The sequence below is a fragment of the Weissella sp. LMG 11983 genome, from assembly GCF_025908495.1.
GTDB classification, from domain to species: Bacteria; Bacillota; Bacilli; order Lactobacillales; family Lactobacillaceae; genus Weissella; species Weissella fermenti.
In genome coordinates this window covers 1,358,615-1,372,418 of the sequence record NZ_JAOZFD010000001.1, presented here as the reverse complement: position 1 = coordinate 1,372,418, position 13,804 = coordinate 1,358,615, and the positions used below count along the sequence as shown (strand labels likewise).

At 45.3% G+C, this 13,804-nt stretch carries 9 protein-coding genes and 2 pseudogenes; 1 reads left to right on the top strand and 10 read right to left on the bottom strand.

Annotation, left to right across the window (positions count from 1 at the left end; genetic code table 11):
• Positions 1 to 2: 2 nt before the first annotated feature.
• The 5 genes and pseudogenes from trpS to alr all read right to left on the bottom strand — a co-directional run bounded on the left by trpS (position 3) and on the right by alr (position 7,023).
• Positions 3 to 1,023 (bottom strand): annotated as a pseudogene (trpS, locus tag OIT45_RS06895) (tryptophan--tRNA ligase).
• 104 nt (positions 1,024 to 1,127) lie between these two features.
• Positions 1,128 to 3,428 carry an RNA polymerase recycling motor HelD gene (gene helD / locus OIT45_RS06890; protein ID WP_199404629.1) on the bottom strand — a complete coding sequence of 767 codons (2,301 nt, stop codon included), beginning with the start codon at positions 3,426 to 3,428 and terminating at the stop codon, positions 1,128 to 1,130.
• Between the two features lie 334 nt (positions 3,429 to 3,762).
• On the bottom strand, positions 3,763 to 5,091 hold the full coding sequence (locus OIT45_RS06885; protein WP_199404628.1) for a dihydrolipoyl dehydrogenase family protein: 1,329 nt from the start codon (positions 5,089 to 5,091) through the stop codon (positions 3,763 to 3,765).
• Positions 5,092 to 5,165: 74 nt separating this feature from the next.
• Positions 5,166 to 5,528: a type II toxin-antitoxin system PemK/MazF family toxin gene (locus tag OIT45_RS06880; RefSeq protein WP_135798458.1), complete on the bottom strand. Its 363-nt coding sequence runs from the start codon at positions 5,526 to 5,528 to the stop codon at positions 5,166 to 5,168.
• A 10-nt stretch (positions 5,529 to 5,538) separates the two neighbouring features.
• Complete coding sequence (gene alr, locus OIT45_RS06875) at positions 5,539 to 7,023, bottom strand: alanine racemase (RefSeq protein ID WP_199404627.1); 1,485 nt, start codon at positions 7,021 to 7,023, stop codon at positions 5,539 to 5,541.
• A gap of 222 nt (positions 7,024 to 7,245) precedes the next feature.
• Here alr and OIT45_RS06870 point away from each other — a divergent pair, with 222 nt between their 5' ends.
• Positions 7,246 to 8,238, top strand: coding sequence for an IS30 family transposase (locus OIT45_RS06870; protein ID WP_264329956.1), 993 nt, complete (start codon positions 7,246 to 7,248; stop codon positions 8,236 to 8,238).
• 64 nt (positions 8,239 to 8,302) lie between these two features.
• On the opposite strand, the pseudogene OIT45_RS06865 reads toward OIT45_RS06870, so the two are convergent.
• The 5 genes and pseudogenes from OIT45_RS06865 to OIT45_RS06845 form a co-directional block, all read right to left on the bottom strand.
• A pseudogene (locus OIT45_RS06865) lies at positions 8,303 to 9,882 on the bottom strand (DEAD/DEAH box helicase).
• Between the two features lie 179 nt (positions 9,883 to 10,061).
• Positions 10,062 to 10,838, bottom strand: coding sequence for a class A sortase (locus OIT45_RS06860; protein ID WP_264339948.1), 777 nt, complete (start codon positions 10,836 to 10,838; stop codon positions 10,062 to 10,064).
• A 4-nt stretch (positions 10,839 to 10,842) separates the two neighbouring features.
• Positions 10,843 to 12,096 carry a DUF916 and DUF3324 domain-containing protein gene (locus OIT45_RS06855; RefSeq protein WP_199404804.1) on the bottom strand — a complete coding sequence of 418 codons (1,254 nt, stop codon included), beginning with the start codon at positions 12,094 to 12,096 and terminating at the stop codon, positions 10,843 to 10,845.
• A 95-nt stretch (positions 12,097 to 12,191) separates the two neighbouring features.
• Entirely contained in the window at positions 12,192 to 13,016 is an 825-nt protein-coding gene (locus OIT45_RS06850; protein WP_199404803.1) for a WxL domain-containing protein, read from the bottom strand.
• Positions 13,017 to 13,028: 12 nt separating this feature from the next.
• Positions 13,029 to 13,802, bottom strand: coding sequence for a WxL domain-containing protein (locus OIT45_RS06845; RefSeq protein ID WP_199404802.1), 774 nt, complete (start codon positions 13,800 to 13,802; stop codon positions 13,029 to 13,031).
• Positions 13,803 to 13,804: the final 2 nt, after the last annotated feature.

The following is a 13,804-nucleotide window of genomic DNA, read 5'->3' as shown; positions in this document are numbered from 1 at the left end:
GATTAACCCCAGTATTGGATGCCCATTGCGTTACGGACTTCGTTCATCGTTTCTTGTGCCTTAGCGCGTGCCTTGTCAGAACCGTCGCGTAGCATTTGCAACACAGCGTCCTTATCTTCAGCATACTTAGCACGACGCTCGCGCATAGGTGCCAATTCAGCGTTCAACACTTCGAACAAGTACTTCTTGATCTTCATGTCACCCAAACCACCAGCTTGGTATTGTGCCTTCAACTCAGCAACCTTTTCAGTATCCTTATCAAAGATATCCAAGTACGTGAAGACCATGTTACCTTCAACGTGACCAGGATCTTCCACACGGATGTGCTCTGGGTCAGTGTACATTGACTTAACCTTCGTCCACAACGTATCTTCGTCGTCACTTAGGTAAATGGCGTTATTCAATGACTTTGACATCTTGGCATTACCGTCCAAACCAGGAATACGGCCTTGACCCTTTGGTGGGAACACACCTTGTGGCTCTACCAAAATACCTTCACCGTAGTAATTGTTAAACGTACGTACCAATTCACGTGTTTGCTCCAACATTGGCTCTTGATCATCACCAACTGGCACAACTTGTCCCTTGAACAAAGCGATATCAGCAGCTTGTGAAACTGGGTAGATGAAGAATCCAGCAGGAATACTCTCGCCGAATCCCTTTTGTTGAATCTCAGTCTTCACCGTTGGGTTGCGTTGCAAACGTGCAATTGAAACCAAGTTCAAGAAGTACTCTGTCAATTCTGACAATTCAGGCACAGCTGATTGTACGAAAATCGTTGACTTGCTTGGGTCAATACCAACAGCTAGGTAGTCCAACGCAACTTCCAACAATGAGTTGTGAAATCTTCTCAGGATCGCGCGCGTTATCAGTGAACGCTTGCTTGTCCGCAATCATAATAAATGGTTCGTAGTCGCCTGAATTTTGCATTGCGACACGGTTTTTCAAAGAACCAACGTAGTGACCAATGTGCAACTTTCCAGTTGGACGATCACCAGTTAGCAAAACTTGCTTTTCTGCCATGTTTTCCATCTCTTTCTATCAACGGTTCCCCGTCAAAACTAATTCGTCATTGTTCATTGTAAGAGTTTTTACACCCGATAACAAGCGCACAAACCACCTGTTTTCTAATCACCCAAAACACTAATATCCAATGTCTCTTGCACGTCACGAATCAAGCCAGAAACTGGCCCGACACTAATCAAAGTCAACGCGTGCATGGCGCGTGATGCCAAGGTGTACAACAAGCCAGTTGCTTCACTATCAGGATAATTCGTTTGTGATACATCGTATCCAATGACCGCATCAAATTCCAATCCCTTGGCCAAATAAATCGGCATCACAACAAAGTTTGATGTTCGTGTGCGATCACTGGCTTGGAGCAATTGGAACTTTTCAGGATACTTGCGCAACATGCGTGCAACGGCCTCAGCTTGATCCTGTGTTTTGGTCAAAATCGCCACTGTTCGGTGTTCGGCCTTCAGTTCATCAACTGCCTGCCAAATCACTTGTCCTTCCTCATCAGCCGTCGTGACAATCAACTTTGGCTTGCCACCTGGTCGGGTGAACGCCATGATGTTATCACCATCTGGTAACAACGCCTTGGCAAAATCCATGATTTCTTGTGTTGAGCGATAGGCTTTATTCAAGGTAATCAAATTAGGGTGCGTCGCCTTGAAGGCTTGGCTGTACTTGGCCAGTAAAGCAGCTGGTGTCTCAACGTCACGGAACAAGGCCTGTTCAGCATCCCCAAGCACCGTAAACTTGGCAGCTGGGAACGCATGCTTCAAGTACAGCAATTGGGCCATACTATAGTCTTGCATCTCATCAACGAAGACATAGAACATTGACTTATTCGTCCCACCGCCCGTAATCAAATCACGCAAGAATAGCATTGGGGCAGCATCTTCCAAATCAATACGGTGGTACTCCAACTCACGCAAGAAGCGGTCACGCTTGGCTAGCCACCATTCGGTATCCAATTCAGAGCGTTCTGCCATGTAGGCCAAAAAGTCGCCATATTGGTTATAAATATCAAAGAAATGCATGTTATACAATGCATCATCGACAACTTGGAATTCACGTTGCAACAATCGCTTTGCCGCAATGTTGATGGCGTCACCCATTTCCTCTTCTTCAGCAACCTGCTCAGCCAGCTCATCTCCCAGCAAATCACGATACTGTTGGTCGTCCAAGTTATTCAACTCTTCCAACACCCAGTCTTCGTTAACCAACTGATCAATGCGCCGTTCCAACCGCTCCATGAAGCGCTTTTGCGTCATTTGGATTCGTTCACGCACCGAGTAATTATCTGAAAATTCAGCAAACACACGCGTCATTGCTTCTTTGCCAAAGAACACTTCATCTTCAAAGTAGATATTATCAAAGCGTAGCGTCTCTGGCGTCAGTTGCTCAACAAAGGCCGTCAAATCATCAACAACTCGGGCGCTTTCAAGTTTTTCACGGACTCTCAGACTAGCCGCTGTCGTTTCACTCTGACCGATTTCATAACGTTCAAAAAGAGTTTGCACTTGCAATCCTTGTAGACGCGCGCTAAAGAATTCAGCCAGCGTCACTTGGCGCATGTTACGCTCACCCAATGATGGCAAAACATCGGCAATATAACTTGAGAACAAGCGGTTTGGTGAGAACAATACAATCTGGTCTGAATTCAATTCTTCACGTGCATGGAAGAGCAAGAACGCGATGCGTTGCAGAATTGCCGAGGTCTTACCAGATCCGGCGACACCTTGCACGACCAGCAAATCACTCGTCGTATCGCGAATAATTTGATTTTGTTCTTGTTGAATCGTCGCGACGATATTACGCATGGTCAGGTCGTTTTCTTGTCCCAAAGCATATTGCAACATTTCATCACCAACCGTTTCATTGGTATCAAACATGTTGACGATTTGCGCATCTTCAATCGTAAATTGACGTTTCTTTAGCAGTTCCGCTTCTTGTTCACCCATCGGCGTCGGATATGTCACGGCACCAAGTGTTCCGTTGTAGTAAATCCCACTAATCGGCGCACGCCAATCATAAACGAGGAAATCACCAATCTTATCCTGCACTGATGCCAAGCCGATATACAAGGTATCTTGATCGCCATCCTCATCAATATCAACGCGACCGAAATATGGACTAGGCCGTAGCATTGTCAGCGTATCGACCGTCTTTCGCATAATATTTTCTGTTTCAGTTACACGGGCCACGATGTTACGTTGCTGTTGAATTTCGGCATTGGTTTCCATCGCATCATCGACTTCGAAGGTGTTAATTGACGTATTGGCAATATAGTTTCCTTCAACGGCACGTGTTTCTGAGTGAGCTTGCGCATAGGCTTCCTTAGCACGTTCGAGTTGCCCGTCGATTTCGACAACCACTTTATCGAGCCGCTTTTGTTCAGCGGGTTGGTCTGCATGCATTTTTCGGCCCTCACTTTCGTATATCAATTCAACTATTATAACGCTTTTTCACCAGAAAACCGGCGCAAATGGAAAAAGCACCGGGTCTCTCCACCCGATGCTTTACAACCATTTCTCTTTCACCCTCCCAGCCACTTTACCTGCCAAGAGAGAGCCCAGCGTTGGTACGCTGTGGCGTTAAAAAGTTTCTCTACTAACTATTTAACATAATTTATTGTAAGTACTAAAAGTGAACGAATTCCCGCCTAATTGTGAAGAAATTGTGAATATCGCTTTTTAGTAAGCAAAAACGAGCAACCAGTTCAACACTGATTGCTCGTTAATTTGATTGCTATTAAGCGAAGAAGCCCATATCCGATGCGATTGATGGGTATGAGTACAAGTTGTGCTTAATTGCCCACTTGTCTTGCTTTTTGTTGATGGCTACCGTGAAGTAGTTCAACAACTCATCAGCTTCAGCACTCAATACCGTTGCACCGATGATAACACCCTTTTCGTTCAAGACAACCTTAGCCTTAGCAATTGGCTCCTTGTGGCGCCAGTATGCTAGCCAAGGCGTCATGTCGATTGAGTTAACCTTCATGCCCTTTGACTCAGCTTCAACAGCTGACATACCAACTTGACCCAACTTTGGTGAACCATACACCATCGTTGGAATAGCTGGGTATAAAATTTCTTCTGGCTCAGTACCCGTCAACAAACCAGCTACATAACGAGCCTCATAGGCTCCAGTTGGCGTCAACTTTGGCACTGGTGACTCTGCAACGTCACCAACCGCAAAGATGTTTGGGTTAGTAGTGCGCAAGTCAGCCATTACCTTAATACCGTTACCGGCAACTTCAACACCAGCAGCCTCAAGATTTAAATCTTCAGTGTTACCAGCGCGACCAGCAGCGATGAATGGCATATCACTTGTGACACGACGGCCATCCGCAGCAACGATATCAAAGCGACCATCCGCCGTTTCTTCAACGGCAGCTGTATCAAAGTTCCAGTGGAACGTGATACCCTTACTCTCCATTTGCGCAATCAAATCTTGCGTCAAATCTTGATCAAACTCACGCAAAATCACATCGTGCTTAGCCACAACGTGAACCTTTGCGCCAGCTGCTGCTGCAATACCAGCAAATTCAATGGCAATAAATCCAGCACCAATGAAGGCAACTTCTTCTGGCATCTTAGGCAAGTTCAAGAAGTCTTCGTTATCGTGCAAGAATTCGTCACCAGGCACTTCCAAACGAGCTGGACGGGCACCAGTGGCAATAATCCACTTATCAGCCGTAAAAGTTTCCGTACCAGTTGAAACCGTGTGCTCATCCACAAAGTAGGCGTGACCATACTTGTGAGTAATGCCGGCATCATCAAGTCCCGCAATCTTACGTGCAGGAACAGGATCCGTGTAGGCCATCTTGTGTTCCATCAAAGCAGGCCAATCAATCTCATTGTGACCAATCAAACCTGTGTGTTGCATCCATTCAGCTTGTTCCTTAGCTTCTACTGCAGCCAAAAGAACCTTCTTAGGATCGCAACCATAATTAGGGCAGGTACCGCCCCAGAGATACTCTTCAACAATAACAACTGATTGCCCAGCTGCTTGCAATGGAAAGGCTGCTGACAAGCCAGCAGGTCCTGAACCAATAACACCAACATTAAAGTGTTCCACGAGTATGCCCTCCTTCTTTTTATAATGTCATTATTTTAACAGTTTACAGCAGTCCTCATGCAAAATAAGGGTGCTTAAACGAGTCCCAAACTAATCACCAAAGCTTGATCAACCTTTGCGATTAGATGACCGGGTACCAAGCCAATTTTATCTTGCAACCGACGCTTGTCGATTGTGCGAATTTGCTCCAATAAAATAACTGAATCACGTGCAATACCGGTATTTTCTAACTCAGATGGCAATCCCACGTGGGTTGGCATCTTGGGCTTTGAAATCTGTGCCGTAATTGGCGCAACGATTACAGTCGGTGCATGTTGATTACCAACATCATTTTGAATGATTACAACTGGTCGTTGCCCACCCTGCTCTGAACCAACTACCGGTGATAAATCGGCAAAGAAGATATCTCCTCTTTTAATATCATGTCGATTTGCCATACTACTCTCTCTACTTCACTAACTTTCGTGGCAAACGTGGTGACAATCCCGTGGCAATTTCGTACGGAATCGTCCCCATCTTATTTGCAAGATCAACTAACGTAATCGCCTTATCGCCAACTGACCCAATCAATGTTACCACAGTTCCCACTGGCAACTCTTCTGGTAGCTTGACCATCAATTGGTCCATTGCAATGCGTCCAATCAACTCAACTTCACGTCCATCCGGCAACAAAGCAGTCATGCCTTGCAATGCGCGTGGATAACCATCAGCATAACCAACCGGCAACGTTCCGATCCATTCTGGTTCAGTGGCCGTATACGTTGCCCCGTAAGAAATTGATGAACCTGCTTCAACTTGCTTAACATGGACCAATTCAGCCTTCAATGACAACACCGGTTGAATCTCGCGCATAGCTAATTCACCTTGCGAAGGATCAAACCCATACATACCAGCACCAACACGAACTAAGTCAGTGCTTGGTTGCTCATGCCACAATGATGTCCCTGAATTTGCTAAGTGGCGCCAAATATCGGCTGGCAAATCCAAACCATCGGTCAATTCGTGCCAACGTTGCAATTGTTGCTCAAAGTAAGCTGTGTTGCCACCATCAGCAGTTGCAAAGTGCATGCCAATTGCCTTAAATGCAACGTTTTCAGCAGCATTCAACTTCGCTACAACGCGTTCAAGCTCGGCACGTTCGCGAATACCAATGCGCCCCATACCAGTATCGACACCAACCGATGCAATCAACGTTTTATCTGCCGGCAAAATGTTAAGAGCTTCGTCCAACCACGCTTCACTTGCAACTACGGGCATCAATTCAAAGGTTGCCAAATCAGGCACGTATTCAACTGGCGTCACACCAAGAATGAAAATTGGCTTCTTGATGCCAAAGTGGCGCAACCAAATCCCTTCATCAATTGTTGCCACCGCAAACCCATCAACGCCAGCCTTTTCAGCCGCCTTAACAATTTGTGGTAACCCGTGGCCATAAGCATTTGCCTTAACAACGGCAAAGAAACGTTCGGCGCCGGTCAGCTCACGAATATACGCTACGTTGTGAGCCAGCGCTGACTCGGAAATTTCGAGCCAGGCCGAACGTCGCTCACTGACCGGTTGGTGTAAAGAAGCCAACGACTCCAAAATAACTGAACTATGTACGGTATCACCTGTGTGAGAAATTGAAATATGTGCCACCGCCTCGTTTTGCTTGGGGTGCTTAACCATGACTGGTTGTCCAGCTTCATTCGGAACAATCTCCATATCATGCCAGCGAACTTCGCCACCAATCCCTGTTCCAACGGCCTTGCTGTAGGCTTCCTTAATCGAAAAACGGCCCGCCAAGAACTCCATTTGGTGCTTGCCCTTACGCTTATCAAAAACCTCGCGCTCTGCTGGCGTCAAAATGACGTCAATAAACTTTGGTCGGCGTTCCGCCAATCGTGTCACATCACTAATCATTTGGGCATCAATGCCTTGTCCGATTATCATGCTAACTTCCTCCTAGATTATTGTTTCATTATACGCTGTTTATCGTCATTTTACTGTAACATCATTTAATCAAACTAAAAATAAGCAAACTGCCAATCGGTCGGTTTTCAGAGTACTTGAATTTACAATTCAAGTGCAACACTAAGCTAAATAAAAACTGACTCATAATGAACCAGCGTAAAATGTAGTTTGTCTAGAACATACAGAACGCGAGGAAACATTATGAGTCATTATCATCAGCTTACCGCATTTGATCGCGGACGTATAGAAGTTTTACTCAGAGAAGGGTTGTCAATGCGTAGCATTGCAAAAGAAATTGGTAGAAGCGCTTCGACAATCTCTCGTGAGATTGCCCGCTGTGTTGGCTCAACTTATGAAGCTGAGGATGCCGATCAAAAGCACATGCTTGCTCGAACGAAGTCGCATAAACACCGAAAGTTAGATAACACTGAACTGCGAGAACTAGTTATATATGGAATCAATCAAAAACATTGGTCGCCTGAACAGATAGCTGGTCGACTAAAGATATCAAAAGGTCATACGATTATTAGCGCAAATACAATCTACCGAGCGATTTATAGAGATAACTTGGGCCAGCCGGTGAAAAGTCACAAAGCTCGGGGCATTGCTCGTGCGCTTCGGCATAGAGGAAAAACTCGACATACTAAAGGTCATGTCGAGCGTCGAGGTAAGATTAGAATTCCAAATACGATTGACGAGCGACCTGCAGAAGCAGGTTGTCGCTCTCGAATTGGAGATTGGGAACTGGACACTGTTATTGGCCGTAAAGGCGGTCAAGTATTGGTCACAATGGTTGATAGGAAGACCAGAATATTACTTTCAAAACGAGCGGCATCAAAGAAAACCGTCGATGTTATGAGAATCATAGGTTCAATGCTAGATTCCCTTCCAACTAGTCAGATACAGACTTTAACTCCAGACCGCGGAAATGAATTCAGTGCGCAAGATGAGATAACAAAGAAATTCGATGTCCAGTTTTACTTTCCTGATCCCCACGCTCCATGGCAACGTGGGACCAACGAAAATACAAATGGGCTAATCCGTGAGTACGTCCCTAAAGGGACTGCAATCGAAGATTATTCAGACGAATACATTGAACAAATGGTTGAGCAAATTAATAGCCGACCTCGAAAGCTTTTCGGCTGGAGATCGGCTAAAGAATATTATTTATCTCAAGTGTTCCGGTTGAATTGACAATTCACCTATGCAAAAAAACCTCCGTCCAATTAAATTGAACAGAGGTTTCATTTGTTATTAATTAGTCGTTGTTCTTGATGACAAAGTCACGTGATTGACGACGTGGTGCACCTGAGCGACCGCGTTGTGAACGGTCACCTGATCCAGTGCGTGAGCCGCGGTCGAATGAACGACGCTCGCGTTGTCCGCGATCGCCATCACGTCCGTCACGTCCGCCTTCACGACGGCCACGGTAACCACCGCCGCGGCGCTCACCGCCATCGCGACGACCACGGTAACCGCCACCGTTACGTGAACCACCACCGAAGCCTGAACGCTTGCGAGGCAATGGACGCTCACGTGACAACGTGAACTCAGTGTCCATCTCAGCAACGTTAGCAACTGCACCCAACAAGGCCGTTGCCAAAGTCTTGGCATCGTACTTTTCAACCAACTTGTCGATGACTTCTGAGTCAACCGCACCTGAAGTTGCCGCAATGACATCTTCAACTGAATCAGCAGCAACTGACATACGGCCAGCCAATGCTTCTTCACGGGTAGGTGGCTTCAATGGTTGCATACGCTTCTTCGTCAACTTCTCGATATCCTTCAAGTAGTCCATCTCAGCGTTTGAGATAAACGTTACAGAAGTTCCGTGAGCACCGGCACGACCAGTACGACCGATACGGTGAACGTATGATTCTAATCTTGTGGAATATCAAAGTTGTAAACGTAGTCAACACCTGAAACGTCCAAACCACGAGCGGCAACGTCGGTAGCAACCAAAATCTTGATTTCACCATTCTTGAATTGCTTCAAAACTTGTGAACGCTTTTGTTGCGTCAAGTCACCGTGGATACCAGCGGCATTAAAGCCACGCAATTCCAAACCACGCGTCAACTCATCAACACGGCGCTTCGTACGACCAAACATGATGGCCAACTTTGGTTGTTGTACGTCCAAAATACGCGTCAATGTGTCAAACTTTTCAAAGTCACGAACACGAACGTAGTATTGATCAACCAAATCCGTTGTCAATTCCTTAGCAGCAATTTGGATGTGCTCTGGTTCCGTCATGAATTGCACACCGATACGCTTGATAGCAGGTGGCATCGTTGCTGAGAACAACAACGTTTGACGTTGATCAGGAACAGCCTTCAAGATAGATTCGATATCTTCAAGGAATCCCATGTTCAACATTTCGTCGGCTTCGTCCAAGACCAAAGTCTTAACGTTAGACAAGTTGATTGTGCCACGGTTAATGTGGTCAATCAAACGTCCAGGCGTACCAACGACGATGTGAGCACCGTGGCTCAAACCGTTGATTTGGCGGCGAATATCTGCACCACCAAAGACAGCTTGTACCTTAACGCGCTTATCGCGTCCCAACTTGAATAGCTCATCTTGTGTTTGGATAGCCAATTCACGTGTTGGTGAGACAACAAGAGCTTGTACTTGGTTGCTGTCTGTGTCAATCATTTCCAAGATTGGCAAACCGAATGCGGCCGTCTTACCGGTACCCGTTTGGGCTTGTCCGATAACGTCCTTACCAGCCAAAGTCAAAGGAATCGTTTGTTCCTGGATTGGCGTGGCCTCTACGTAGCCATGCTTCTCGATGGCCGTCAATAGGTCTTGTGTAAGACCCAACTCTGAAAACTTCAAAATATTTCCTCCAGTTGCGATTGCGGAGTCAATCGCGCTCTATATATCGCGAACTACGAACAAAATTCAAACTAGACACAATCCGGCGTCCGTACTGCGTTTGATTTTGGCAACAGTCCTTTTTGTAACTTATCCATCTTATCTTGTTAACAACTAATTAGCAAGTGTATTAGCCATACTCACTTCAAGACGATTACCAAAATTACAAGTAGCAAGTACACCAACCAGATGATAAAGATTGGCCAGAAGTCATATCCCACCACTGATTTCTGGGTATTATTTACCATCTTCATGTGGGACCGCTGCATATTGGCTTGACTTCGAGGATTAGCAATTAGACCATCAAACTTCGCTTGTACCAAAATTCGGTTTGGGGTTTGCGTTGGCGCTGAACACGTAACTAAGCTCAACTCTGAATCTACCGTATCTTTCACTTTATTAATTTGCGTCTCTAAAATTGTCGATGTTTTGTAAACCGTATATTGATAGTACTTACCAAGGTATTGTAAATAAACTTTCTGACCAACCTTGGCGTCCTTCAGCACACCAAAGTGTACCTTTGTGTGCCCCATGTTGTGTCCAATCAACACCAGGTTGTGCTTTCGTACCGTTCTATTTGGAAAAAGTGTTACGGCGCCATAAAACAGATTTTCGTTCGTTAATCCAGCATAAATATCATCATCAAGTCCAACCGATGGCATTACAACACGTCCGACGGCTGTTCTAGCCTGTGTCTGCATCCCCAGTACAGTCTGTAATGTTGGCGCGTGAATTGTCTCCGCTGGTTGAATAGCTTCAGGCAATTTAGACGCATACTTTACAGTTGTTGTTGACTTTACATAGCAGGTGTAAAAATCCTGAAGAAACGGAACAGAAAACAACACCGCAGCCAAGGTAAGTATCCCAATAATGACCGCTTTTATTTTTTTACTATGTTGATAATTTTGCTTTTTCATTTTATTAACGCTCTACAATCCGGACTTGCTTTCCTTTCTTAACAAGACGCTTGTATTCCTTCATCGTGGTTGTACGAATAATGGGCAATTCTTGTCCATTATGGTCGTGCACAATTTCTTCAATATCAACTTCTGCCTCATCCTTACGACGCTTAAAGACAAACAGCCACAAGAATAATGCTAATAACAGCAACAGCAAAGCAAGCACAATGAACAGCAATCCCCAGTTAAATGGTTGAATTGTCACATCCTTCTGATTGAAATGCTTGGCAGCATCAGCCTTAATTTCAAACGTCTTGGTAAAATGCCACATATACGTGTAAGTGTCGGCGCCCTTCGTATTAAAGTCTGCCGTTGTAAACTTTCCCTTGGGATTTTTTTCAGAATAGGCCATCAAATCAAGCTTATACTTTCCCGGCTTCATAGCCTCCCCAGCCCCCAAGCCAATTGGGTAATCGAAGTTAGTGTTAGGTGCCATTTGCATATTATCTTTTTTAGACTGATAAATAACCTGTGATGAGCCGACTTTTGAAATCTTAGCTACTACAGCCATTTGGTTGACGTACACATTTAATGGATTTTGCAGGTTCGCCGTCACAACATTTCGATAGTTAATCTGTGTTGGTTTAACCTCGTGCATCTTCAAACCAGATTGCTGAATTTGATCATCACTGTATGCAGCATCCTTGGATTGGCGCATCAACAATCCCAACTGAAATGAATAGATGTTCTTAATTGCCATCCCCTTAGACTTAACATCCATATTTTGTTGATTTTGCGTCTCATCCGAGAACGTTAATCCACCGGCAATGATACCAGCATAAGCTTGGTTGGGCATTGAAACGTGAACCGGCACCTCTTTTGTTTCTCCCGCTGCTAAATCAACTTTTTCCGGTACATTCACCAAATCTTGCATATTGAACTGGCGGGTCACATCAGCCTTTATTTTATTTAGTCCATACTCGACAACACCATTATTGTTGGTACTAGCTGGCGCTACCTTGGTTGTCACCGTCACCGGTCGCTTCGTGTTGTTTTGATAGCGCAACGTTAAGTCTTCTGACTCACCTGCGCCAAGCTTCAAATTAAAGAACCCATCTGTCTTATCGACCTGATTGTCTGGCAAAACCGGTGTCACTGAAAAGGTTAATTGATTGGCTGATGCTGGTTGACCGCTTACCAAGACCCCAATTCCCACCGTCGCAAGAAGGCTCGCTACGGTAATCAGACTGCGCTTAATCTTCTTTGTTAAATTCATTTCTCTTTCTTAGGCGTATATTCTGTCTTAATAAAAAGTGGACGGAGAAGTTTTCCTTCACCATCCACTTCTCATTTATCATGCGAAAATATTTTCTATTTGACGATAGTTGGCATGTCACTTAGAATCCATTCAAATTCCGTTGCGTACTTATCAGCCATCTTATCTGTCTTACCTGGCACCATTAGCGTGACAGCCTTATCGGTATCACCACGCTTTGACCCATCGGCGTTGACTTCAGTTGAAACGATATCCGTTTCGTTACCAAAGCGCATCAAATGGGTTCCACCAGTCTCATTAGTATCACCGGCATTCTTAACCGCTGCCCCAGACATGATGTTAATGGCATTGCCAGACAACGGATCCAACGTAAATGACTTTAGCGCCGTAATGTCCGTTGCGTTTGTTGATGCTGTGGTCATGCCTAGGTGATTTGCATTACCAAACGTCACTTCGGCACCATCCAAAACAGCGTTACTGTTTTGGCCCTTGAATTGACCGTTTTGCTTAACTGACAACGTCCAACCCGCGAATGAACCACGATTATCTGTCATTTGCACATAATCAGGACCGGTTGTCTTCTTGCCATCGAACGTCGTGTATTGTTGCGCGCTTCCTTGGTAGTTTTCAGTCTTTGATGTGATTTTTTGAATACCAAAATCAATTGATGAAGCAAAATCAATCGACAAAGGGCCAGCCTGTGGCGCTTGTGGGTCAGTACCATCTGGATTAGTTGGCTTGACCGGCTTGTCTGGATCAGGATTCGTCGGATCAACCGGATTGGTCGTATCCTTTGACGGTTGGAAAGTAACAGTTCCCGTTGACTTATAATCAGACGTTTGCGCCGCTAGAATTGGCGTTTGAGTGACGGCTAACGTAGCCAGAGCTACACCTGCAAAAAGAGTTACTTGCTTCTTCATAATGATTGTTCCTTACTTTTGTTGTAATGGGACATTAATTAGTGTCCACGTTAATGTCGTAGTATATGTTGCGGCATCACGGGGCGTCGTTCCAGGAATTGATAGACGTACCTTTGGGTCAATGAGCATGTTGCCATTTTCTTTGTCCGGCTTCAAGTCGCCATCGTACCCCCAAGGCATCATCCACGTCCCTGTTCCTTCACCTTTTTCAGCTTCCATAATCACAGTCTTGCTACCATCAGGCGACAAGCTTGTATTATACGTATCTGGTGCCACAGCATTCGTTAAACCGACTGCGTATGAGTCGTCTAATGAAATTACTGCACCATCAAGGACGGATGGGTGTTGTGCATCATTTGTTTTAAATTGGCCATTTTGCGAAAGTTGCAGTGTCCAACCCGCACGATTGCCACGGTAATCAGACACTTGCACATAATCAGGTACATGGGTGTCCTCACCCTTTGTTTGTATCTCTTGTGCTTCCGCATCATAACTAACATTCTTGTTTGTAATTGTATGTGTCCCAAAATTAAAACTTGATGCAAAATCGATTGACAGCGGACCTGGCATACCAGGTTCTGGCTTACCATCTGGTCGCGTTGGATCAACCGGTGTCACCTCATCCTCGGGTTCATCAGGGTTATGCGGTGGTACCACCTCAGTGCTGGGGATGAATCCAACAGTGCCGCTAGTTTGATACTCATCTGCATCTGCGGTCACCGCACTTGCAAGACTAAGTAATGAAACCGCTACGACACTTGTCATCGTAATCAGTTTATTTGTCATGC

Excerpts from the sequence above, each read along its gene's own strand:
- helD (WP_199404629.1), bottom strand. The coding sequence starts at position 3,428 with ATGCATGCAGACCAACCCGCTGAACAAAAGCGGCTCGATAAAGTGGTT.
- OIT45_RS06880 (WP_135798458.1), bottom strand. The coding sequence starts at position 5,528 with ATGGCAAATCGACATGATATTAAAAGAGGAGATATCTTCTTTGCCGAT.
- alr (WP_199404627.1), bottom strand. The coding sequence starts at position 7,023 with ATGATAATCGGACAAGGCATTGATGCCCAAATGATTAGTGATGTGACA.
- OIT45_RS06870 (WP_264329956.1), top strand. The coding sequence starts at position 7,246 with ATGAGTCATTATCATCAGCTTACCGCATTTGATCGCGGACGTATAGAA.
- OIT45_RS06860 (WP_264339948.1), bottom strand. The coding sequence starts at position 10,838 with ATGAAAAAGCAAAATTATCAACATAGTAAAAAAATAAAAGCGGTCATT.
- OIT45_RS06855 (WP_199404804.1), bottom strand. The coding sequence starts at position 12,096 with ATGAATTTAACAAAGAAGATTAAGCGCAGTCTGATTACCGTAGCGAGC.
- OIT45_RS06850 (WP_199404803.1), bottom strand. The coding sequence starts at position 13,016 with ATGAAGAAGCAAGTAACTCTTTTTGCAGGTGTAGCTCTGGCTACGTTA.
- OIT45_RS06845 (WP_199404802.1), bottom strand. The coding sequence starts at position 13,802 with ATGACAAATAAACTGATTACGATGACAAGTGTCGTAGCGGTTTCATTA.